This window comes from Neobacillus sp. BF23-41, from assembly GCF_041106275.1.
This window is the reverse complement of the sequence record NZ_JBGBPR010000023.1, coordinates 53,630-76,339: the sequence shown is the minus strand read 5'-3', so window position 1 is coordinate 76,339 and position 22,710 is coordinate 53,630. Positions and strand designations below refer to the sequence as shown.

General features: G+C 36.6%; 22 protein-coding genes. 14 read left to right on the top strand and 8 right to left on the bottom strand.

Annotated elements, in window-relative coordinates; all coding sequences use genetic code 11:
- Window positions 1–156: 156 nt before the first annotated feature.
- Window positions 157–1,674, top strand: a complete 1,518-nt coding sequence (locus AB7942_RS24415) for a carboxypeptidase M32 (protein ID WP_483310907.1) — start codon at window positions 157–159, stop codon at window positions 1,672–1,674.
- A gap of 224 nt (window positions 1,675–1,898) precedes the next feature.
- Here AB7942_RS24415 and AB7942_RS24410 read toward each other — a convergent pair whose 3' ends face one another.
- From AB7942_RS24410 to AB7942_RS24400, 3 genes are read right to left on the bottom strand one after another with little or no spacing between them, the layout of a single operon-like run.
- A complete protein-coding gene (locus AB7942_RS24410; protein WP_369448890.1) occupies window positions 1,899–3,566 on the bottom strand; it encodes a b(o/a)3-type cytochrome-c oxidase subunit 1 in 1,668 nt (555 codons plus the stop codon).
- Window positions 3,566–4,042 carry a cytochrome c oxidase subunit II gene (locus AB7942_RS24405; protein WP_088088742.1) on the bottom strand — a complete coding sequence of 159 codons (477 nt, stop codon included), beginning with the start codon at window positions 4,040–4,042 and terminating at the stop codon, window positions 3,566–3,568. The genes AB7942_RS24410 and AB7942_RS24405 overlap by 1 nt, the downstream gene beginning before the upstream one ends.
- A 21-nt stretch (window positions 4,043–4,063) precedes the next feature.
- Window positions 4,064–4,213 (bottom strand): cytochrome c oxidase subunit 2A, encoded by a 150-nt coding sequence (locus AB7942_RS24400; protein WP_098263391.1) that lies wholly within the window; start codon window positions 4,211–4,213, stop codon window positions 4,064–4,066.
- Window positions 4,214–4,947: 734 nt separating this feature from the next.
- On the opposite strand from AB7942_RS24400, the gene AB7942_RS24395 reads away from it, so the two are divergent.
- The 8 genes from AB7942_RS24395 (at window position 4,948) to AB7942_RS24360 (ending at window position 16,028) form a co-directional block, all read left to right on the top strand.
- Entirely contained in the window at window positions 4,948–6,036 is a 1,089-nt protein-coding gene (locus AB7942_RS24395; RefSeq protein ID WP_369448889.1) for a type III polyketide synthase, read from the top strand.
- 1 nt (window position 6,037) lies between these two features.
- The gene (locus tag AB7942_RS24390; RefSeq protein WP_369448888.1) at window positions 6,038–6,607 is read left to right on the top strand and encodes an isoprenylcysteine carboxyl methyltransferase family protein; all 570 of its coding nucleotides are present in this window, start codon (window positions 6,038–6,040) and stop codon (window positions 6,605–6,607) included.
- Between the two features lie 29 nt (window positions 6,608–6,636).
- On the top strand, window positions 6,637–6,795 hold the full coding sequence (locus tag AB7942_RS24385) for a hypothetical protein (protein WP_214712431.1): 159 nt from the start codon (window positions 6,637–6,639) through the stop codon (window positions 6,793–6,795).
- Window positions 6,796–6,950: 155 nt separating this feature from the next.
- Entirely contained in the window at window positions 6,951–10,601 is a 3,651-nt protein-coding gene (locus AB7942_RS24380; RefSeq protein WP_369448887.1) for a dynamin family protein, read from the top strand.
- A 30-nt stretch (window positions 10,602–10,631) separates the two neighbouring features.
- Window positions 10,632–11,459 (top strand): sulfurtransferase, encoded by an 828-nt coding sequence (locus AB7942_RS24375; RefSeq protein WP_369448886.1) that lies wholly within the window; start codon window positions 10,632–10,634, stop codon window positions 11,457–11,459.
- Window positions 11,460–11,530: 71 nt separating this feature from the next.
- A complete protein-coding gene (locus AB7942_RS24370) occupies window positions 11,531–12,424 on the top strand; it encodes a 5'-3' exonuclease (RefSeq protein WP_088088735.1) in 894 nt (297 codons plus the stop codon).
- 82 nt (window positions 12,425–12,506) lie between these two features.
- The gene (locus AB7942_RS24365; protein ID WP_369448892.1) at window positions 12,507–13,280 is read left to right on the top strand and encodes a serine/threonine-protein kinase; all 774 of its coding nucleotides are present in this window, start codon (window positions 12,507–12,509) and stop codon (window positions 13,278–13,280) included.
- A 414-nt stretch (window positions 13,281–13,694) separates the two neighbouring features.
- Complete coding sequence (locus AB7942_RS24360) at window positions 13,695–16,028, top strand: YheC/YheD family endospore coat-associated protein (RefSeq protein ID WP_369448885.1); 2,334 nt, start codon at window positions 13,695–13,697, stop codon at window positions 16,026–16,028.
- Between the two features lie 42 nt (window positions 16,029–16,070).
- On the opposite strand, the gene AB7942_RS24355 is transcribed toward AB7942_RS24360, so the two are convergent.
- A complete protein-coding gene (locus AB7942_RS24355; RefSeq protein ID WP_369448884.1) occupies window positions 16,071–16,463 on the bottom strand; it encodes a glycosyltransferase in 393 nt (130 codons plus the stop codon).
- A complete protein-coding gene (locus AB7942_RS24350) occupies window positions 16,360–16,578 on the bottom strand; it encodes a hypothetical protein (protein ID WP_369448894.1) in 219 nt (72 codons plus the stop codon). The genes AB7942_RS24355 and AB7942_RS24350 overlap by 104 nt, the downstream gene beginning before the upstream one ends.
- Before the next feature lie 175 nt (window positions 16,579–16,753).
- Here AB7942_RS24350 and AB7942_RS24345 point away from each other — a divergent pair, with 175 nt between their 5' ends.
- The 3 genes from AB7942_RS24345 to AB7942_RS24335 are packed head-to-tail and all read left to right on the top strand — an operon-like array spanning window position 16,754 to window position 20,123.
- Window positions 16,754–17,839, top strand: a complete 1,086-nt coding sequence (locus AB7942_RS24345; RefSeq protein ID WP_369448883.1) for a YheC/YheD family protein — start codon at window positions 16,754–16,756, stop codon at window positions 17,837–17,839.
- Window positions 17,840–17,863: 24 nt separating this feature from the next.
- On the top strand, window positions 17,864–19,087 hold the full coding sequence (locus AB7942_RS24340) for an ATP-grasp domain-containing protein (RefSeq protein WP_369448882.1): 1,224 nt from the start codon (window positions 17,864–17,866) through the stop codon (window positions 19,085–19,087).
- 13 nt (window positions 19,088–19,100) lie between these two features.
- On the top strand, window positions 19,101–20,123 hold the full coding sequence (locus tag AB7942_RS24335; protein ID WP_369448881.1) for a YheC/YheD family endospore coat-associated protein: 1,023 nt from the start codon (window positions 19,101–19,103) through the stop codon (window positions 20,121–20,123).
- Between the two features lie 48 nt (window positions 20,124–20,171).
- Here the strand turns inward: AB7942_RS24335 and sspL are convergent, their stop codons facing one another.
- Window positions 20,172–20,309 (bottom strand): small, acid-soluble spore protein L, encoded by a 138-nt coding sequence (gene sspL, locus AB7942_RS24330; RefSeq protein WP_088088727.1) that lies wholly within the window; start codon window positions 20,307–20,309, stop codon window positions 20,172–20,174.
- Window positions 20,310–20,393: 84 nt separating this feature from the next.
- On the opposite strand from sspL, the gene AB7942_RS24325 reads away from it, so the two are divergent.
- On the top strand, window positions 20,394–20,885 hold the full coding sequence (locus AB7942_RS24325) for a divergent PAP2 family protein (protein ID WP_088088726.1): 492 nt from the start codon (window positions 20,394–20,396) through the stop codon (window positions 20,883–20,885).
- Between the two features lie 28 nt (window positions 20,886–20,913).
- On the top strand, window positions 20,914–21,195 hold the full coding sequence (locus tag AB7942_RS24320) for a DUF6123 family protein (RefSeq protein ID WP_179195908.1): 282 nt from the start codon (window positions 20,914–20,916) through the stop codon (window positions 21,193–21,195).
- Between the two features lie 34 nt (window positions 21,196–21,229).
- Here AB7942_RS24320 and AB7942_RS24315 read toward each other — a convergent pair whose 3' ends face one another.
- Together AB7942_RS24315 and AB7942_RS24310 are read right to left on the bottom strand one after the other, a co-directional pair.
- On the bottom strand, window positions 21,230–22,159 hold the full coding sequence (locus tag AB7942_RS24315) for a DMT family transporter (RefSeq protein ID WP_335396816.1): 930 nt from the start codon (window positions 22,157–22,159) through the stop codon (window positions 21,230–21,232).
- A 6-nt stretch (window positions 22,160–22,165) separates the two neighbouring features.
- Window positions 22,166–22,573, bottom strand: a complete 408-nt coding sequence (locus AB7942_RS24310; protein WP_088088724.1) for a reverse transcriptase-like protein — start codon at window positions 22,571–22,573, stop codon at window positions 22,166–22,168.
- Between the last annotated feature and the right edge of the window lie 137 nt (window positions 22,574–22,710).

Genomic DNA, 22,710 nt, shown 5'->3' with positions numbered 1-22,710 from the left:
TTCGAACCGCCGTATACCGAACGGTACGTACGGTGGTGTGAGAGGTCGGGGGTTAATCACCCCCTCCTACTCGATTATTCACTTGTGAACAGTATTTTGCATACTTTTCAGAATAATGTGTTAAAATTTAATGGAAATTAAAAGGGGGGGATTGCATTGAAGTATGAACTATTAGAAAAAGAATTTCTAGATTATGTGAAAAAGATGTCTGCCTACAACGAAGCACTTGGATTAGTTTATTGGGATCTAAGAACTGGGGCCCCGAAGCAAGGGGTGGAACAACGGTCCGAAGTAATTGGGATGTTATCGTCCGAAGTATTTAAAATGTCTACTTCTGAAGAGATGGCAGCATACATAGCTAATTTATCAAAACAATCACTGTCAGAAAAGACACGCAAAATCCTCGAAGAATGTAAAAAAGAATATGAAAGAAATAAAAAAATCCCAGCTGAAGAATACAAGGAATTTGTGATTCTCCAGTCAAAGGCAGAGAGTGTGTGGGAGGAAGCGAAGGAAAATTCGGATTTTGCCTTATTTAGTCCTTACTTAGAAAAGCTTGTCGCGATGACAAAAAAGTTTATCACTTATTGGGGTCATGAAGATAATAAATATGATGTGTTATTAGATATGTACGAACCTGGCATCACAATGAAAGTTTTAGATCAAGTATTTGGTGAATTAAGAGATAAAATAGTTCCTTTGGTTAAACAAATTTCAAAATCTCCACATAAACCAAAAACGGATTTTCTATTTGAAAAATTTCCAAAGGAAAAACAACGTGAATTTAGTTTGAAGATCCTTGACAAAATAGGTTATAACTTTCAAGCAGGAAGACTGGATGAAACCGTTCATCCTTTTGCAATTGGGTTAAATCCTGGCGATGTCCGCGTTACCACCAAATATGACGAAAACGACTTTCGGACAGCAGTTTTTGGTACGATTCATGAAGGCGGTCATGCTTTATATGAACAGAATGTTTCTAAAGACTTGATTGGGACTCCTCTTTGTTCAGGAACATCAACTGGAATTCACGAATCTCAGTCTCTTTTTTATGAGAACATCCTTGGACGAAGTTTACCATTTTGGAAAAATAACTACGATCTTTTAAAAGAATATGCAAATGGTCAATTTGACCAAGTGGAAATTGAAGAATTCTATCGCGCTATAAACGAATCTAAACCGTCATTCATTAGAATTGAAGCAGATGAATTAACATACCCGCTCCATGTTATTATCCGCTATGAAATTGAAAAAGGCTTATTCAATGATGAGATCGATGTAAAGGATTTACCGACTATTTGGAATGACAAGTACGAAGAATACTTAGGAATTTGTCCTGAAAATGATGCACAGGGAGTTCTTCAAGATGTCCATTGGGCAGGAGGCAGCTTTGGTTATTTCCCATCTTATGCCTTAGGCTATATGTATGCAGCACAATTTAAGCATAAAATGATGGATGATCTCCCGAACTTTGATCAATTAGTCGAAGACGGTACCATTTTGCCGATAAAAGAATGGCTGACCGAAAATATCCACCAATATGGAAAAATGAAAAAACCGCTTGAAATCTTACAGGATGTTACAGGAGAAGGCCTAAATCCTAAATATTTAATTGATTATCTTTATGAGAAATATAGAAAGATTTATTTGTTAAATGAAAAAGGCTCATTGTGATTAAAGCAATGTAACAATAAAACAAAAGGGCTTCAATCGATGAGATTGAAGCCTTTTTCTTACAAGATAAGAAAATATAAGTTTTTGAACTTAGATAACTGTCTAGCTCCAGCGCCTAGGGGCTCGGGGTCATAACCCAATCCGTCCTGAAGGTTAAAAAGCAACCATCACGCCGGCTCGTCTTATGCCTGTCGCCCCTAAACAAGGCGCTTCCGCTTTTCTTATTACCATTTACTCCAAGTCTGAAATCCTTTTGAACCTGGAGGGGCATTTTGAATAATATCGATAAACGGAATCGTGTAAGCAAAAAGAATAAGGGCTGCTGCAATTCCAAGCCACAATTTCCAGTTTTCAAATACCATTGGTGCTTTTTCTTCAAGATTTTCTGCAACAGCAACAGGGAATTCCTCTTCCCCTTTTGGAGCAAAGAAGGCAAGATTGATAAATATGATAATAACCAGAATAATTCCTAGGAATAAAATGGTCCCGCCAACTGCTTGAGCGATTTGATAAGGAATCCATTCTGCTGCTTGCTTTGCCCCGCCGTAGGTAGAGAAAGCGGAACGTCTTGGACCGCCAAGGAGACCTTGGAAGTGCATTGCACCTGACATGAATGCCATTCCAATAAACCAAACCCATGCTTGGATTATTCCTAATTTATTCATTGCTTTTGTCAATTTACGTCCAGTTAAATGTGGTACCAACCAATAGGAGATCCCAAAGAACGTTAATACAACCGAAGTTGCAGCAGTTAAATGGAAGTGTCCTGTCACCCAAATAGTATTATGAACTACCTGGTCCATTTGATTGGATGCATTGATAATACCACCAGCTCCAGCAGGAATAAATGATGCCATACCAATAAATGGAACTGTGAAACGAGCATCTCCCCATGGCAGAACCCTAAACCAGCCAAACAGGCCTTTTGCTCCTTTTGAGCGACCATATCTCTCGAAGGTTGCGAAAAGAGAGAAGGCAGTCATTAACGATGGAATAATAACCATGAATGTTAGGATAACCTGTAAGAACTTCCAGGCAGGGTCAATACCTGGCTCTGTTAATTGATGGTGAAAACCAACCGGAATCGAGAATAGCAGGAACAAAATAAATGACAAACGTGCTAATGAATCAGAGAAAATTTTCCCACCAATAATTTTCGGGATAATCGCATACCAACACATATATGCAGGCAATAACCAGAAATAAACAAGTGGATGCCCAAAATACCAGAATAAAGTCCGACTTACTAACACATCAACAGTATCAACTAATCCAAGCGACCAAGGAAGTAATTGGAACAATACGGTTGCTGCAACTCCAAGAGTAGCAATAATCCACATGACTGTATTTATAACAGCCATAAAGCTTAATAACGGACTTGGCTTCCCAGGATTATTCTTCCTCCATTTTGCATAGGTCATGATTTGTGAAGCACCATCAATCCAGCTTCCTATAACGACGAAGGTTAAGCCTAAGTAAAATATCCAATGGGCTTTAAGAGGTGCATAAAAAGTGTAAAGTACGGATGCTTCCTTAAGTAAAACCATGGTAGCTGCCATTAAGGTACCGACTAACATGATCCAAAAACCGATCCAGCCAGTGCGGCGAGCAGCATTTGAATGACCGCCAGTGGTTCTGCTTACGGCAGCATACTGAAATCCCATAATAAAAAATGTCGTTAAAACCAATCCCATTAAGACACCATGGACGGTTAAGATTTGGTAGTAATCAATACCCCATGGAAGTTCCCATTTACCGGAACGGACAAGGGTTTGTAAAAGCCCCATTAAACCACCAAGTGCAAGTGCAGAGAAGGCAACAAAAAAGTGGGCCATTGAAAGCTTTGCATCACGAGGATCAACTTTTACTTTTGCTGCTGTCGAGTTAGCCATTATTTTACCACCTCAATCATCGAACTCATTAAATGGTGACCAGCACCACAATATTCATTACAAACAATTAAATATTCACCAGCTTTATCAAACGTGGTTGTATATTCGCTGACATAACCAGGTTCAAGCATCATGTTAATATTTGTGCCAGCTACTTCAAACCCGTGGACAACATCTTTGGTTGTAGCAATAACTTTTACCTTTGCCCCAACTGGTACTTCCACTTTCACTGGATTATAGGAGAACGCTGCAGCTACATATACTAATTCATAGTCCCAATCCTTACCTTCAACCTTATGTAATCCTGGTTTATCAAATGGTTTTGTTTGATCGACCTTATCCACATTAATCGTAGTTAAACAACTTGGCGGCTTGTTGCCAAGATAGAATGCGCTTACACCCACAACTGTCAAAAATACTACCAGTGCACTAATTCCGAAAGTTAGCCAAATCTTCTCGAACTTATGCATATGCATAATTCTTTCCCCCTTCAATTATTAAAAGCGTTCAACAAATAGGTAATAGACACTTACCCAAGTGACAACAATAAAAGCTCCCAATAAGAAAACGGACGCTAATGTCCCTTTAAGAGAAGAGCTGTCTTCTATTTCTGTTTTTTGGTTTGTTTTAAGTTCCGCCTTCGCCATCCCCCTGCACTCCCTTCAGAGTAGTTAAAATAAATGATTAGTTCTCTATCATAATACAAAACAATTGTGAAGAAAAAATAACAAAATTAGCAGTTCACAAAATGTTCATTCCTTAGATATCTACTATGTTAATATTATAAAATTGATGTAACAGTGATTTATATCACAATTGCCAGGGGGTATTTGTGACTAAAATGTGAACTATCACACTTTACCTGTGATAAAAGTAATTGAATAATCATTCACACACGAAATTAACCACCCTTTTTGAAATGAATGTCACACTTTGGAATCCTATAAATATGATATTAAGAAATTCATATTTTCCTTCAGAAAAGAGTGTGTTTTTGTGGAAAAATATTATTGTGATAATTGCCGCCTTTTGTATGACCAGGTAGAAATCTGTAAAATCTGCGGAACATTAGTAAAAAATAAAATTAAAATTGAAGTTCAAAAACAACCCGATAAAAAATAAGTTGAAAAAACATTTATAAGCATTTTTCTTGCTGTTTATTTAGAAATTCGGAACTGGAAATCATTAGTTAATGAATGAAATCAATATCCATTATATAATTTAAGAGCACAGCAACAACCTTCAAAACGTTTGCTTCCCAGAGTGGAAACTTTTGGTTTCCTCTTCATATAGGGAAGCTTTTTTTTTGCTTTCTGAAACTCTTGAATAAAAACCTTTAAACTGGAAAAAATACCCTTACATAGATTGAAGGAGAAAAAACATGCCTACAATTATTTCAGTTGCAGAGGTTACTCCCCCTTTTGAAGTTAACCAAAATCAAGCTTTGGAGTTTGCACGAGAGCTTTTCTCAGATTCCTTTAAGGATATTGAAAGACTTTTACGAGCTTTTCAAAATGGACAAATTGAAAAAAGACATTTTGTTAAAAATCTCGATTGGTTTAAAGAAGAACATACTTTTGAAGAAAAAAATTCTGCATATATTGAATCTGCGGTGACACTTGGAAAAGAAGCAATCGAGAAGTGTTTAAATAATAAGGATTACTTAAACCGAAATATTAATTATCAAGAAATTGACATCATTTTTTTTATCTCAACCACGGGGATGGCCACACCTAGTATAGAAGCGAGAATCATGAATCTCCTCCCGTTTAATTCACACACAAAGAGGGTACCTATTTGGGGACTTGGCTGTGCAGGCGGTGCTGCTGGTCTATCGAGAGCCTATGAATATTGTCTTGCCTTTCCAAAAGCAAAGGCCCTAGTACTCTCAGTTGAGCTTTGCAGCCTAACGTTTCAGCGGAATGATCTTTCGAAAAGTAATTTAATCGGAACTTCTTTGTTTGCTGATGGTGTAGCCTGTGCCTTGGTTTGCGGTGATGATTCATACTTTTCAGATTTCAGGAAGAAGCCGACATCTCCCTCCATCATTGCTACACAGTCCACTCTTATGCCGAACTCTTTAGATGTAATGGGCTGGGCTATTAGGAGCACGGGGATGTTTGTCGTATTTTCTCGGGATATCCCCCAGATCATAGCGGATTGGTTAAAGCCGAATGTAAGTGGATTTTTAAGTGAACATCAAATCAACCTTGAACAAATTGACTATTTTATTGCTCATCCGGGTGGGAAAAAAGTGATAGATGCCTATGTAAAATCATTAGAGTTACCTCCATCCATGACTGACGTTTCACTTGAAGTGTTAAAACAATTTGGGAATATGTCTTCAACAACGATATTTTATGTGCTAAAACGTTACATGGAGATGGATATTCCTCAGGATGCTTTAGGACTTGGTACCGCGCTTGGACCTGGTTTCAGTTCCGAACTGCTTTTATTTAGGTGGGAGTAATATGAAAGATATTACCTCATTTCTGATATTAGTAGGATTCATCGGCCTTCAGCGGATTGTTGAGCTAAGAATAGCAAAAAGCAATGAAAAGTGGATGAAGAAACTTGGGGCCATTGAATTTGGCGAAAAGCATTATCGTTATATGGTGACGATGCATGCACTGTTTTTTATTTTCTTAAGTTGTGAAAAAATTTTCATGAATTTGGATCTATCTCCTTTATGGGGCATCCTAATAATTGTTTTTCTTATAGCCCAGCTATTTAGAATATGGGCGATTGCGTCATTAGGAAGGTTTTGGAATACAAAAATTATTGTCTTAAGAAATGCGAATGTGATTAGAAAGGGACCATACCGTTTTATCAGACATCCCAATTATTTTGTTGTTGCGATTGAACTGGCTGTTATTCCATTGTTGTTCAACGCTTATTTTACAGCTAGTTTATTTACGATATTAAATATCATCGTGCTTAGGATTCGTATACCTGAGGAGGAAAAGGCGCTTAGGGAGCTGACTGAATATGAAGGGACATTTCAGGATTGTAATCGTTTTCTACCTAAAGTTGTTAAATAATTGTGACAGTTAGAAATGGGCTATTGAAAATGATTATCACCTATGTTAAACTTTGGTTATCGATGAAAATCATTCTCAATGAAAGTCTGATAAGGAAGGTGTTACAATTGACTTTTGCTTTAGTTGGTGGAACGGTTATTATTTATGCATTTGTCATGAAGCACGTCTTAAAAAACGTTACACATTAAATTAATAGTGTATTTTGGGAGCCAGGGTCTTGCACCTTGGCTTTTGTCGTTTTTGGAAAAAATTTGTTTTATGTAAAAGAAGTGTCAAGATAGGAAAAGTTTGAATTATCGTATAAAATAAAAAATATTACAAAGTTGCTAAGGGGAATAAGTAAATGGTGAAAATAGCCAATCAAGAAGAAGCCATCCAAACACTAAAAACTAAAATCGTTTCAGTATTTGAATATATAAACGAACAAGAAGATTATGAAAATGCGGAAAAAATAAAACAACTAGCAAAGAAGCTGAAGAACAAAGAGTTTATGATTGCATTTTGTGGCCATTTCTCTGCAGGGAAATCGACAATGATCAATCAACTCGTTGGAGAGAATTTACTTCCATCTAGTCCAATTCCGACAAGTGCAAACTTAGTGAAAGTAAAAGCTGGAGAAGAATATGCAAAGGTCTTTTTCAAAAATGAAAAGCCTCGCATCTATTTAGCTCCGTATGATTATGAATTAGTCAAAAATTATTGCAAAGACGGCGATCAAATTGAAGAAATTGAAATTAGTCACAGTCACTCAGGCTTACCTGATAATACGGTAATCATGGATACACCTGGTATTGATTCTGCTGATGATGCCCACAGGATTGCAACCGAATCAGCAATTCATCTTGCCGATATCGTTCTATATGTCATGGATTTTAACCACGTCCAAGCAGAGTTGAATTTTTTATTTACAAAGGAATTAACCCAGGCTGGAAAAGAAGTTTATTTAGTAATTAACCAAATTGATAAACACAATGATGAAGAATTGAGCTTCGATGAGTTTCAAAACAGTGTGGTTGATTCGTTTGCATCGTGGGGAGTGAAACCAGCAAGAATTTTTTATACTTCTTTGAAAAATAAAAACCATGCCTTCAATGAATTCAATGATCTTCAGGAATTTATTACAGAAAAATTGGCCTCTAAAGACCAATTATTAATACCATCGGTTTTTCATTCATTAAAAAAAATTACCCAAGATCATATTGCTCAATTAAGTAAATTAGATGAACGTGAGCTAAGACCTATCCTTGAGGTATTGAATGAATTAACTGAGGAAGAAAGAAGTGAATTATCCAATAGTTCTCGAGAAATGCAAGGAAACCTCTGGACTTTAAAAGAGGGGGTAATCGGAACAGAGAAGGAATTTGATCATCAAATTGCCCAAATACTAAAAAACGCATACCTCATGCCATTTCAAACCAGAGAGTTAGCAGAGAGTTATTTGGAATCATGTCAACCGGAATTCAAAGTTGGATTCATATTTTCCAAGCAAAAGACCTTGGATGAGAAGAATGTGAGGCTTGAACGCTTTCATCATGATATTCATGATAAAACAAAATCTCAGCTCGAGTGGCACGTACGCGAATATTTACTACGCACCTTAAAGGAAACGGGTCTTGACGGGGGAGATTTACAGGGCTTGGCGCAGTCTTATTCAATCGATGTGCAGGCAAACCTTTTATCCGATACTGTTAAAACTGGGGCACGAGTATCAGGAGAATATGTCTTACATTACACAGAAGACGTGGCTAATGAAATTAAAAAAATCGCACGACAAAAACTGGCTATTTTTAAGGAAGAGTTCCTAAAAGCATTAAAGCAACAAACAGCTAAATTAATTGGACAGTATGAACAGGAACTAAGCAAAAACGATCGATACCTAAATGCCTTGTCAGAACTAGAAAAGGTTAAGCAGAATGCTAAGTTGAAGGAAACAAAGATCGAAGAGTTATTAACACAAGATGATATTTTACAAGAAGATATTTATCATCTTTTTAGTCAGGACGAAGAAGAATTTGAAGTGGTCAAAACACAGCTAAGGCCTGAAAACGGAAGTAGCAACATGAAAAACGATTTGAAAGGCAAAGTGATTGAGGGTGCAAAAAATGATCCAAAGGTACTTCCATCAGGCAATCATTTGGAGAGAACCGTCGAACGTCTAGTAAAGACTTCAACCTTAATTAGAGACCTCCCTGGTTTTTATAAGCTTTCTAAAGAATTATCCGAAAAAGCGGAAAGACTCGAAAACAAGGGATTTACCGTAGCATTATTTGGAGCGTTTAGTGCAGGCAAATCTTCTTTTGCCAATGCACTTATGGGTGCTAAGATCCTGCCTGTTTCACCCAATCCAACGACTGCAGCCATTAACAAAATTAAACCTGTTACGGAAAGACATCCGCATGGCACCGTGCTTGTTAAGTTTAAGGAAGCGTCAGCCATGCTTGAAGATGTAAATCGCTCATTAAGGGTTTTTGAACTCCAAGCAGATGATTTTGATGGTGCGGTCAAAAAAATTGACCAGGTTATGCTTCAAAAACAGCAAGAAGGCGGTGTCTTGGAGAAGACACATATTGCTTTCTTACAGGCATTTACTAAAGGTTATCAATCATTTGGTAATTCTTTAGGAGTCGTTCTTGAAACAGACTTAAGTGAATTTACCGATTTCGTTGCTAATGAAGAAAAATCCTGCTTCGTAGAATGGATTGAGCTCTACTACGAATGCGAGTTAACTAATAAAGGAATTACTCTGGTTGATACACCAGGAGCGGATTCTATCAATGCCCGCCATACAGGTGTCGCTTTTGATTACATTAAAAATTCGGATGCATGTTTTTTTGTTACCTATTACAATCATGCATTTTCGAAAGCAGATCGTGAATTTTTAATTCAGCTTGGACGTGTAAAGGAATCCTTTCAAATGGATAAAATGTTCTTTATTATTAATGCCATTGACCTTGCTGAGAATGAAGAAGAAAAGGAAACCGTTATTGAATATGTCGAGGAGCAGCTTAGCAAATATGGAATAAGAAATCCTCATCTCTATCCTGTATCAAGCTTGCTGGCATTAAAAGAAAAGGAGATTTCAAATCCTATTTCGGATTCTGGAATGGCTAACTTTGAGCAGGCCTTTTATCATTTTATTACTAATGAACTAACGGAAATGGCTATTTCCTCTGCAGAAAAAGAAATAAACCGGGTTCATGATTTAATTGATAAACTTATCAAAAGTTCACAGGAAGACCAAACTGTAAAAGAGAGAAAACGCGGGACTATTGAAAAACAAAAAGCAGTTATCTTAGTGTCATTGAAAAACCAAACGATTGAAAACTTGCAAAATCGTTTGTACCAGGAAGCAGAAGAGTTAGTTTATTACATTAAACAAAGAGTCTTCCTCCGCTTTGGAGATTTCTTTAGGGAGTCATTTAATCCCGCCATACTAAAGGATGATGGTCGTCATTTGAAAAAAGTATTACTAGCTGCACTGGATGAATTTCTCGAAAGTCTAGGCTTTGATTTTACTCAGGAATTGCGAGCAACGACAGTCCGCCTGGACAGATTTGCTGAAAAGCAATTGGCTGATTACCAATCAGGTCTCATCCGAAATTTACAAGAAATCAATCAAGACCTTTCCTTTTCAGCATTTGAAGTGAAGCATCAACAAGCAATCGAATTTCCTATCGCTTTTAAAGATATGAATAAACAATTATTTTCTAAAGCCTTGTCGTACTTTAAAAATCCAAAATCATTTTTTGAAAAAAATGAAAAAAAATTCATGAGTGATGAACTGTATCAAGTGCTGAATTTGCCTGCGGATGAATATTTATCGCATGGAACTCACCGTTTAAAAACACATTATTCAGATGAAATAACAAAGGAATTCAATCGCCTATTAGAACAAATGAACGAACAAGTAAATGATTTTTATTTGAGTTATCTTTCAGCCTTAGATGGCGGAATTTCTATTGAATATTTAAGGGATATACAAAAAAACTTGTAAAGTATTAATCAATGACGAGGAGGAAGCTGCGTGAAATTTGTTAAAGACAAAGAATGGTTATTGAAAAGCTTAACCGAGAGCAATGTAAGGGTTGTCGATTGCCGGTTTTCATTAGCTGAACCAGAAAAAGGGAGACAGGAATATTTAAAAGGTCATTTACCTAGCGCAGTTTTCTTTGATTTAGAAAAAGATTTATCAAGTCCAGTTCAAGTCCATGGCGGACGGCATCCTTTGCCTAGACTTGAGGAATTTATCATGAAACTTGAGAAAGAGGGGATTAATGAAAACACAGTCGTTGTCGCCTATGATACCGGTGAAGGGGCGTATGCAGCCCGCTTTTGGTGGCTGCTTCAATACCTTGGTCATGAAAATGTTTATGTACTTGATGAGGGATTTAATGGATGGGCAGCAGCAAATTATCCAGTAACAAAAGATATTCCTGCATTTGAAAAGGTAAAATTCCATTGCAACCTAAAGCCGGAATTACTAGCAACTACCGAAGAAGTAAAAGAAGTAGTCGAAAAACAGCTGGAAAACAAGATATTAATCGATTCAAGGGAATCAAAAAGATATCTAGGGCTAGAAGAACCGATTGATAAAAAAGCCGGGCATATCCCTGGTGCCATAAATATGCCGTGGATGGAGGGGATTCGTGGCGGGCGATATAAACAAGCTGAGGAACAGAGACAAAGGTTTTCAGATATCGAACCTAATATGGATATTATTGTTTACTGTGGATCTGGGGTCACGGCCACACCTAATTACCTGGCATTAAAGGAGGCTGGTTTTAATAAAGTAAAGCTTTATGTTGGAAGCTTTAGTGATTGGATCTCTTATGCTGATCATAAAATAGAATAATCTTTCAGGCCAACTTATGTTATAATGGATAGCGTGTTGTTTTTAAACGACACCAAATAAGGAGGTCCAAAATGACTAATCAGAAGCCTTCACTTATGCTTGTTGATGGAATGGCGTTGCTATTCCGAGCTTTTTACGCTACGGCAGTTACAGGACAATTTATGATAAATTCAAATGGAACACCGACCAATGGAATTCATGGCTTTGTTAAGCATTTATTCACGGCAGTTTCATCATTTAAACCTTCCCATCTCGCTGTTTGTTGGGATATGGGCAGTAAGACCTTTCGTACTGAATTATTCTCAGATTATAAAGGTAATCGCGGTGAAGCTCCGATAGAGCTTATCCCACAATTTGATTTAGTAAAAGAAGTGGTTGCTTCCTTTGATATCCCCAATATTGGATTAGCAGGCTATGAAGCAGATGACTGCATTGGAACAATCGCTAATCAATCAAAGGACTTTGCCCATGTGTCCATCCTAACCGGTGACCAGGATATGCTGCAACTGCTTGATGATAGTATTTCTGTTATTTTGTTGAAAAAAGGTTATGGAAATTACCTGGTTCATACACCAGATTCCTTCTTTGAAGAAAAAGGAATTACTCCTAGGCAGATGATTGATTTAAAAGCCCTCATGGGAGACCCTAGCGATAATTATCCTGGCGTAAAAGGAATAGGGGAGAAGACAGCTCTTAAGCTCTTACAGGAGTTTGAACATATTGAGGGCATTATCTCTAATTTAGATCGATTATCAAAGTCAAATAAGACTAAAATTGAGCAGGATTTAGACATGCTCCATTTGTCGAGACTGCTTGCGGAAATAAAATGCGATGTTCCAGTGAGCTGTTCATTGGATGATGCAGGACTTCGTATTGAAAAAGAAAAAGCATTGAATAAGTTAATGGAATTAGAACTTCGTGGATTGCAACGGCTCTTGCCAATAGACGAAGCGTATGTTTCCTGAAAAAATAAGGTTGTCCACTAGAGACAACCTTATTTTTTTATGGATAAACATACAGGAATTCTTGTCTTACTATTAATAAGATATAAAAAACAGGGATCACAAAGGGGGAGCTACATTCGAAAAGTATACACTGGATCATCAAACTATAGGTAAGGGTGCGACAAGCCTTGTCTTTTTTGGTCTGAATCAACGAAATGAAAGGGTAGTAATAAAAAAGGTTGATAGCAGAAGAGAAGCAGAACAAGAGAGCGATATACTAAGAAGCTTACCGGTTCATAAACATATCATCACCTGTCTAGATTTTTTTGTGGATGAACATAAAGGGTATATTGTTTTAGAATATCACGAAGGGGGAAGGCTTGGGCATTACAAAAAAGGGATCATCCATGATCAAGAATTAGCCGTTCAAATAACAATTAACATCCTTAAAGGGTTAAAGGTGATCCACCAACATGGCATTCTCCATTGCGATATTACTCCACATAACATTTTAATTTGTAATGATGACCCCCAAACAGTAAAAATCATCGATTTCGGCTCTGCTGTCCGCACCAATGACTCTGGTGAATATATTGGAAATCATCGAGGGGCAACGAGATGGTATCGACCACCGGAACTTAAGAAACAAAATCATTTCTTTACTGCTAATATAAACTACTGCTCAGATGTATATAGTGCTGCATGTGTATGTTTGTACTTGTTAACTGGTTTTGCACCGTATCGAAAAAAACAGGCGTGCAAACAGATTCCCAATCAGAAATTACAAAAGGTTCTGAGAAAAGCAACAAGAAAGTATAAACTCAAACGGTATCAATCGGCACAAGAATTTATTGATGCACTTCTACCATTTTCATAAAAAGTAGTCTCTGGATATGCTTTAACAAGAAGCACAACACAATAATAATTTCCAATAAAGGAGATAATGCAAGTTGAATGATTTTACCCAAATTGTCGTTACGCCGGGAAAACCAGTTGCTACACTCCATCTATGATAAGAATGGAAAGTTGAAAATCATAGATCATGTTAATTCTTTTAAAATTCAAAGGTCGTTTCCAAAACGACTTTTCAAAGACTTAAAACAATTGGGTTTATTGGTAACGTTTTTAGAGCATGTAAATAATCAAGAGCCTGACCTCTATGAACAATGGAAGAAATCGTTGAAAATAAAAGACTAATATCAGCGTGTTACTCCCATATGCCTATACAGTTTCATAGAATCATGAATAGAAATATTATAAATGACCTGAAATGATTGAAGGTGACTGAGTAATGGATGAAAAGTCTATTGGCATTATTTTATCTAAGCGGCAATGGAATAGGCTGGCCCAAGAGGAATTAAACGATGATGATTCCTATGTTTTACAATATGCAAAAGCGGGCGATGAGTTAAATTTTGAAGTACTATTTATTAATATCGAAGGATTGCTTGTAAACGAGCGTAAGGGAAATGCAATTATGATAAAGGATGAGGAGATCGTTTTACTAGGTTTCGTTGATATTCCGTCAATAATCTATAATCCCACAAATTATCATCGTAAGAAAAACAATCGGACAATCTTTAAACTTGCACAGCAAACAGGTGTAACTCTCATAAATGAAAAGAATAATATTAAGAATAAGCATTTCCTAGAATTGATAGCAACACATTCTGAACTAAAGGATATTAATTTAATAGCGGAAAATCAAATTCCGACTTCATTTAGTTTTTACGTTTTAGGGCAAAAAGATTGTCATCATCAATGGACGACTCCGATTATTTATGCCAAGAATAATGACCAAGTGCTAACCTTTAAGGAAGCCTATCTGCTACTTACCGGTGATTACCAAATGCAAGAAGAGACACAAGAATACCTTTATAAAGTAAGCCATCGAATTTTAGAAATTATTCACTATTATTATCCAAGAATTTATGAAATTGGTCTTCAATTTGTGGGGATGGAAACTGGTGAAATTCGAATTCATTCCACTTGTCCTATCCTTACCATTGTGAAAGACATAAGTTATAGCAACAAAAAAGTAGCGGGTAGGATTCTTAAGTGGCCGATTGATCTAGCAAAAGAAATCAGGGAATTGAAAAACGATGATAAGACATTGCATACGTATAGTGGAGAAACTGAGGCAACCGTTCATGTAAGCAGTGGAGAATTACACGACGATAATATTACGCCGTTTATCAGGAAATCAAGTCAGCTTTTTGAGAATGTTTGGGTGAAATTTAAAGTTTTTCAAGACCATGAAATGAAAATGAAATTATCTAACCGAATTACAGAAAGCTGGAGGGAACAACCTGAATTTGTAAAATTTGGGGTAAACGAGCAGCCATGTCACTTTGTAAATTACGAAGACGCAATTCCGCTAAGACATAATTCCTTTCAAAATCCCATAGAGCTTTTTGTTTCCGACACGCTAGTAGAATCCATGCATCTTCCTGTTGACCTAGTTTATCAAATCCAATTTTCAGAGAGAAAGGCAATTATCGGTCCAACAATTGGCTTACTATTGGGTGAAAAAAATCACATTTATCATTTGGATTATATGGAGAAATTCAATGACCGTTTTGGTGAATTCCATCGCTATGGCGGAGTAACAATCGCCTTTTCAGCAAGGTCAGTCGATTGGGAAAAGAGAATTGCATATGGGATGATCTATGACCCAGTAAAAAAACATTGGCGCTATGATTCTACCCCGATTCCCTCTACCATATACCGTAGAAATTTTCATCAAAAGAAAGATAATATTAGACAACTAGTGGATATAACCAATAATAATTTATTTAACTCCTACCACTTTAAAAAATCAGATCTATATTTATTAAAAAATACCCCAGAAATTAAACAGCACTTACCTGCAACTTTCCTTTTAAATAACATGGAAGAATTAATTGACTTTTTAATAGAAAATAAGAAAATTATTTTAAAGCCTGTTAGCTTATCAAGAGGACGCGGAATTTTCATACTAGAATTAAATGACGAAACAGAAGGTTTTAGTTTATACGATTATCGGAATATGACAAAGGTACAACACAGATTGAAGGATAAAGAAGGTTTACAAGTATTATTAAAGGAGTTTGGAATTTTTAAACAGGAGTATTTATTTCAAACCTACATTCCGCTTTTAAAGGTAAATAATCGAGCCCTTGATGTCAGGGTTGTGATGCAGAAATATAACAAAGGGAAGTGGCAATGCACTGGAATTGAATGCAGGGTTGCTCGAGAAGATGAGGATCTAACTAATATTGCTCGGGGTGGAGAAGCGATGACGTTAGAAACAGTTATCAAGAAGACTTCCCAGGGCCTTAGCTATTCGCTTGTTCATCGGAATATAGTAAACCTTTGTCAAAGATTTTGCCGCATCATGGATCAAAGAAATGAACATTTCTCCGAATTTGGTATCGATATTGCCTTAGATGAGGTTGGCTTCCCGTGGATTCTTGAAGCAAATATATATCCAAGCTTCAAAGGCTTTAAGAAATTGGATTATGATAAGTATTTAAAAATTCGTAATCAACCAATGTTTTATGCAGTTCAAATTCAAGGGTTTCAAATTCTTGATGAAGATGCATTTGGAAACACTCTTCACTTCCAAGAAAGAGCATATTTTTAGTCCTTCACGTCCCTTTTGATTCATCCAAAAAGGGACGTTCTATTATTTTCCAGATACAATTTGGTTATACAATTGGAGGATACGGTTAGCACTATTTTCCCATGTGAAATTTCCCTTCACTCGATCTATACTGTTAAGACCTAACCTTTTAATTCTTTTGGGATTGTTTAAGAGCTGAATAACACAATTGGATAGTTCCACTTCAATGTATTGTGTATTGATCAAACACCCCGTCCTGCCATGTTCAATAACCTCTGGCATTCCCCCGATATTCGTTGCGATTACGGGGACACCACATGCCATTGCCTCCACATTCACTAATCCAAATACTTCAGGTCCAATTTTGATAAGGAAACCGGATAAAAGAAATATTTCCTTGGTTTTCAGTAGAGGCCATTCCTTTAGCCTTTTTTCCAAATATCGTGAAATCACCATCGTTTTGAAGAATGTTTGTTTGCATTTCTACAACTGTTTCTACTGAACTTGAACGAGAAGATGGTATTGGGAAGGAACCAGGGGTAATAATGGCTACCTTTGGTTTAGATCTCATAAAGCAAAACACCTCTTAGATTAATGTAAGTTAGTGTATTCACGTATTTAATGAGTGTTTCAAATTAATTTGGGTTTTTATCTCTCCAAATACATAACTTTTGCATTTAATAGTAAGAAAGCAGTTTATTTATGTTAACTGAACCTAAACCTTATAAATAAGGCGGGGAAATAGCTTGGAACAGCAATATATTGGAATTATAATCAGCTCGCAATTATATAGAGAACTTGACCGCGGAAAACAACCAGAAATCCTGGCTTTCTATGAGGAAGGGGGGAATATAAATAATTTAATTCCTGTGTATCTTCGTTTGGAGGATTTACTGCCTGGCGAACCAGAGATAACGGGTTATGTGATGAATAGTAACGGTGTGTATCTGAAGAACACTATTCCTAAACCATTGGTGATTCATAACAGAGGGTATCATTGTACGAAGGATGCAAAGAAACAGATTAAAATGTTATTAGCTGAAGGCTTAATCATTTTTAATGAATGGAATCAATATGGGAAATACAAAACTCATAAGTTATTAAGGGAATGTGTAGATATTAGACCACATCTCCCAGAAACCGTTCGCTTCAATCTTGGTAATATGGTCGAAATGATGGGAAAACATAGCGAGTTAATCATAAAACCAATCAATGGTACATTTGGAAAACGTAACATGAGAGCTACACGCCTTAACGATACAGAGTGCTTGTTAACCTATCCCCAAAATGACTTGTGGCTGGAAGAAATGCTCCCTGCGGAACAATTACCATTGAAAATAAAATCGTTGGTAACAAGCGGTATGTATATAATCCAAGAGAGAATTCAACTTGCGGAATATAATAATAATCCATTTGACGTTCGGGTAACCGTCCAACGAAATGGGTTTGGAGAATGGCAAGTGACAGGGATGGTGGGGAAAGTAGCAAAAACAGGCCACTTCGTTACAAATGTTGCTAGTGGTGGTGCTAGCGTTATTTTTGAAGATATTCTTAGAAACCTCCCACACCTTAATGAAAGACAGGTAGTCGCCGACGTTGAACGTTTATCCTTAAGGGTTGCCAAACAGTTGGGTGATCAAACTGCTAACTTTGCAGATATTGGACTTGATGTCGGAATTACAATGGATGGTTTTCCAATGTTTATTGAATGTAATGCCCGAGATCTAAGGTTAGCATTTCGTAATGCTTTAATGTTCGAAACATGGCGGGAAACCTACATCACCCCAATATGCTATGGGAAATATTTGTTGACTAAAAGAAATGGCCAATAAAAAACAAAGAGGAAGTAGGTTGGTATGCAAACAATTGTCTTTGTTGGAAGTAACAAATCAGGAACGAGCCGAGAAGCTCTGAGTATTTCAACAACTATGGGTTATTATACTGTTTTGTTAACGAACAGAAGAGAATTTATAAAGCAAGAGAAAGAATTCCCTGAAGTTCATCAGATGGTATATGTCGAAAATTTAATGGATAAGGAGATGATTTTTTCAATAATTAATAACCTTGAAGAAGATAGAAAACAAATCTGTGCTGTTATTAGTTTCATTGATCCATTTGTCTCTTTTGCGGCGCGAATCTCGAAAAAATTAGGACTTTTTCAAATGTCCACGGATGCTTTGGCAATCATAGAAGAGAAAACTCGGTTTCGTGAGCACCTTAAAACGCTGCCTGTTTCACCAAAGTTTACTATTTTTCAAGGAGAAAAGTCTATTCAACAATTTGTCGAGGAAAATCAACGTCAGTTACCACTTATATTAAAGTCTCCCATATCTAATGGGTCAAAGGATGTATTACTGGTTGAAACCTACTCTGAGTTAAAAGAAGGATTGGACTACTTAAATAAAAAATTCCCTTCTATTCCGGTATTAATTGAAGAATACTTGATTGGAACGCAATACCTAATCGAAGTTATCGTTAAGGAGGGGCAGATATCTATTGTGGCGGTAATTGAACAAGAGGTCTTAAATGGTGATCGCTTTATTATTACTGGGTATTGTTATCCGGCCGTAGTAGAAAATGAGACTTTAGAGGAATTACAAATTGCCGTTGAAAGTATTATTAAAGCACTTGAATTAGAAAATGGTACTTGTCATTTAGAAATGAGGCTTATTGAAGGGAAGTGGAAGTTAATAGAAATAAATCCAAGAATGTCTGGAGGTGCAATGAATAGAATTATTCAAGAGGGTACAGGAATCAATTTAATTAAAGAAACACTTAAACTTTACTTAGGGCAAGACCCTTATCTAGAAGCAACGAAAAGGACACATGTCTATGCAAAATTTCTCACTGTTAGTTCACGGGGCCGACTCATAAAAGTGACCGGAAAAACTAAAGCCTTAAATTATGTTGGTGTAAAGGAAGTTTATGTGAAACCAAGAAAAGGGGCGATCTTAACCAAGCCGTATTCACTAGGTGATCGATATGCCTATGTGATTGCCAGCGCTGATACACCTGAACAGGCCAAGGAGATTGCATTAATAGCTTCGAAGGAAATCAAGTTTTACTTAGAGCCATTTTAAGGATGTGATGATTTTGAAGTCGATTGGGATGCTTCACTATCGAAAAAATCCGCGAGAAGTTAAAAAAGCTTATCCCTTTGCTGCTGTCGCAAAAATGGAGGGAATCCCCTTTTTTTATTTTTCTTACAACAATGTTGATTTTAATCATTTGAAAATTAATGGCTGGGTGTATCAACATGGTGAATGGACACAAAAAGTTATCGACTTTCCAACAGTCATCATTAACAGCTGCAACCCTAAAACGAAAAGACAATCCGCCATTTTGAAAAAATTAAAGGAATATGCTATTTTTACAAGTTATCCTGTTGGAAATAAGTTCAAAGTGTACAAAAAAATCTTTAATGCGAAAGAATTCTCCAGTTATTTGATTCCTTCCACAAAATTAAATCATCCACAAAAATTTATCTCTTTTTTCCAGGAACATTCTCGAGTTGTAATCAAACCATTAACCGGTAATCAAGGTAAAAAAATATTATTTATCGAAAAACTTAATGAAAAGCAACTGTTCAAATTAACCGACGGTCAGAAAGTTAGCGTACTTAATCAAAAGGAAATGGAGGTTCTAATTGAAGGGCTGGTCCTTGAAAAAAAATATTTGCTTCAGCCTTTTATTGAATGTAAAACAAAAGCCGGATTAACCTATGATTTTCGCTTGCATGTTCAAAAAAATGGACGCGGTTTTTGGGAAATTACCTTAATTTATCCCAGGATCAGCGGTAACGCCCAATTGATTAGCAATATTAGCAGCGGAGGGTACCGCGGTGACTTAGAAACTTTTCTTTTGGATGAATTTGAGGAAGAGTCAGATCGAATAAAAACAGTTCTAGAGCAATTTGCATTAACATTTTCTGCTCATTTCGACACATTATACGAACATTCCTTTGATGAACTGGGTATTGATGTTGGGATGGATCAACTGCAAAGACTATGGTTATTTGAAGTCAATTGGAGGCCAGGTTGTAAGCATAGGGAATTTGAAGTGGCCAGGCGGCTTATTCCTTATTGCATCTATCTTGCGAATAGGCAAAAACTTTAAATAGAACTAGCTGTCTCGACAAGGGACAGCCAGTTTTTATGTTTGCGTCTATTTAGTGTTTTTTTTCTTTGCTGCATTTTCTAGTTTACTTTTTGGTTCTTCAGCGAACTCCGCATCTTGACCATATCCTTGAGGATTAACCCCTGGAGCTTTGACACCTCGATTAGTTTGACCATTTTTACCCATCTATGTTCACCTCCCACTTTTTTAGTATTTCCATGTGGAATAATAAAACACGGGCTTTCGAACAATATTAGCAGGGGTGATATGATGAACAAGGGTGTTTATTTAGCACTTTTCAGCATGGGACTAGCACAAGGGATGAAAATTCCTATTCATTATTATAAAAAGAAAGAATGGCGTCCAGAGCTGTTTTTTGGTACCGGTGGGATGCCTAGCTCACATTCAGCTGGGGTTTCTACATTAACAACATACATTGCAATGCAGCGTGGACTGCCAACTTTTGATTTTGCCCTTTCACTGATTTACGGATTAATTGTCATGTATGATGCGCAAGGGGTAAGAAGGCAAACTGGGGAGCTTACCTTAAAGGTAAATTCAATGAATGAATTAATTGAAAAAATTCATAAAGAGGAAAGTGTTGAATTTAAACAGGACTCTCCAAAAAAGCTAAAAGAAATGTTAGGCCATGAGCCTGAAGAAGTTGTAGGAGGGGCAATTCTAGGTGTTTTGGTGGGAGTCATAGGTCACCTATGTACAAAAAAGAATAGAAAATTATCAAAATTTAAGTTAAGATTCTAAGGGATGTTCACAGTTTGTTGGGAGAGGGATGGCAAAGTTATTGGGAACAGTCGAAGATTATTTGCACCACTTGGAAGGAAAAGGATTTCAATTCCAAGAGGATGCAATTGGCTTTATATTTTTTGGGAAACACTACACAAATGCTTCTGATGAAATGAGTATTACAGCCATTGAACTGACATTAAAAGCGCAAAAAAGTTTTGATGGCAGTTTTTATGTATCGTTACTGGAAACATTAATTTCGAACAGGATCAACTCAAGGAAAGAGGCCATTAGATTCGTTAAAGAAAAGGAACTGTTAGCGATATAATTAGATTAACTCCCTTCACTAAAAGGGAGTTTTTTTATGAGACCTTATCCTCTAGGGATTTTGTTTTTCTTAGTAAAGGGATTTTGTTTGTTGGCATTTCAGCAAAAATCATTCCTGCAAAAATGAGGCAGCACCCAACTAAGGCACTATAGGAAAGTCGTTCATTTGCCCAATAAAAACCTGTAATCGCGGCAAATACCGGCTCCATTGCAAAAATTAACGCAACTCGAGTTGCAGAGGTGTATTTTTGAAAATTTGTTTGAATCATAAATGCCAGCGCTGTTGCAAATATGCTTGTAATGACAAGGGCAACCAGAACATCTTGCTTGAGTAATATATGTGGATTAAATGACTTTTTCCAATCTTCAAATAGGAAAGAGGATAAAATTGATAATATCGCGACTGTTGAAATTTGAATGACTGTTAACAGCAAGGTTGGATATTTATTACTAAACTTACCTGTATAGATGATCTGTAGGGCGAAACTGATGGCGCAAATGAAAACGAAACCATCACCTCTATTTAATGAAGTAACATCAGTCATCGTCAATAGGAATAAGCCAATGGTCGCAGTTAACACGCCCAAGACAGCATTCCTGTTCGGAAACTGCTTTAATAACATCATTGAAAATATTGGAACAAGGACAACATTTAACCCTGTAATAAAGCCGGCTTTGGAAGAGGTTGTATATAACAGGCCGATTGTTTGGGTAGCATAACCAAGGAAAAGCCAAAATCCGATAAATACACCTGATAAAAGCAGCTTTAAATTCAATTGTTTTAACTGTTTTTTTTCAAATATCACAAGGCAGAAAATCAATAAAATCGCTGCCGCAAGAAAGCGAATGCTATTAAAGGAAAACGGTTCAAGAAAATCAATTGCATTTTGGACTAACACAAAAGTGCTACCCCAGATGATCGTTACAAGGAGCAAACTTAAATCGGCAAAAATAGGTTTTTTCATGATGTATCATTGCTCCTCGGGAATATTTTTTCTTATTGCCTGCCTTGCTAGTTCATCCGCCGCCTTATTTTCAGCACTTGGGATCCATTTCATAAAAAATAATTGAAACTTCTTTGATAAGTGTAATGCCTGTTCAAATAATGGTAAGTATAGTTTGTTTTTTACAAATTCCTTTTCTATTGCATTGTTAACTAATTGAGAGTCGGTCCGAAAAGACACGACGGAATTTTCAAATCCCTTTTCTAAACATATTTCCAAAGCCTTAATAAATGCATGATATTCTGCTTCATGATTCGTCATTTTTCCTAATGGAATTGAATATTTTTCTGTAATGCCGTTTCCTTTAATAAATATCCCGGCACCACTTGGTCCAGGGTTTCCGGCACTAGCTCCGTCAATATAAACCTCAATCAATTCTGTTTCCTCCATAAATGTAATAGTGAAAGTTTATCATATTTCTTTTAAGTCAGAAAATATTTATTCTTATAACTACTATGAAGAAGTGGGTATGATAAGAATATATATCAGAATAGGTTAGAATGATGTGGTCG

Coding starts and splice junctions, on each gene's coding strand:
- AB7942_RS24410 (WP_369448890.1), bottom strand. CDS start 3,566: ATGGCTAACTCGACAGCAGCAAAAGTAAAAGTTGATCCTCGTGATGCA.
- AB7942_RS24405 (WP_088088742.1), bottom strand. CDS start 4,042: ATGCATATGCATAAGTTCGAGAAGATTTGGCTAACTTTCGGAATTAGT.
- AB7942_RS24400 (WP_098263391.1), bottom strand. CDS start 4,213: ATGGCGAAGGCGGAACTTAAAACAAACCAAAAAACAGAAATAGAAGAC.
- AB7942_RS24395 (WP_369448889.1), top strand. CDS start 4,948: ATGCCTACAATTATTTCAGTTGCAGAGGTTACTCCCCCTTTTGAAGTT.
- AB7942_RS24390 (WP_369448888.1), top strand. CDS start 6,038: ATGAAAGATATTACCTCATTTCTGATATTAGTAGGATTCATCGGCCTT.
- AB7942_RS24385 (WP_214712431.1), top strand. CDS start 6,637: ATGATTATCACCTATGTTAAACTTTGGTTATCGATGAAAATCATTCTC.
- AB7942_RS24380 (WP_369448887.1), top strand. CDS start 6,951: ATGGTGAAAATAGCCAATCAAGAAGAAGCCATCCAAACACTAAAAACT.
- AB7942_RS24370 (WP_088088735.1), top strand. CDS start 11,531: ATGACTAATCAGAAGCCTTCACTTATGCTTGTTGATGGAATGGCGTTG.
- AB7942_RS24360 (WP_369448885.1), top strand. CDS start 13,695: ATGGATGAAAAGTCTATTGGCATTATTTTATCTAAGCGGCAATGGAAT.
- AB7942_RS24355 (WP_369448884.1), bottom strand. CDS start 16,463: ATGGTGATTTCACGATATTTGGAAAAAAGGCTAAAGGAATGGCCTCTA.
- AB7942_RS24350 (WP_369448894.1), bottom strand. CDS start 16,578: ATGAGATCTAAACCAAAGGTAGCCATTATTACCCCTGGTTCCTTCCCA.
- AB7942_RS24340 (WP_369448882.1), top strand. CDS start 17,864: ATGCAAACAATTGTCTTTGTTGGAAGTAACAAATCAGGAACGAGCCGA.
- sspL (WP_088088727.1), bottom strand. CDS start 20,309: ATGGGTAAAAATGGTCAAACTAATCGAGGTGTCAAAGCTCCAGGGGTT.
- AB7942_RS24325 (WP_088088726.1), top strand. CDS start 20,394: ATGAACAAGGGTGTTTATTTAGCACTTTTCAGCATGGGACTAGCACAA.
- AB7942_RS24320 (WP_179195908.1), top strand. CDS start 20,914: ATGGCAAAGTTATTGGGAACAGTCGAAGATTATTTGCACCACTTGGAA.
- AB7942_RS24315 (WP_335396816.1), bottom strand. CDS start 22,159: ATGAAAAAACCTATTTTTGCCGATTTAAGTTTGCTCCTTGTAACGATC.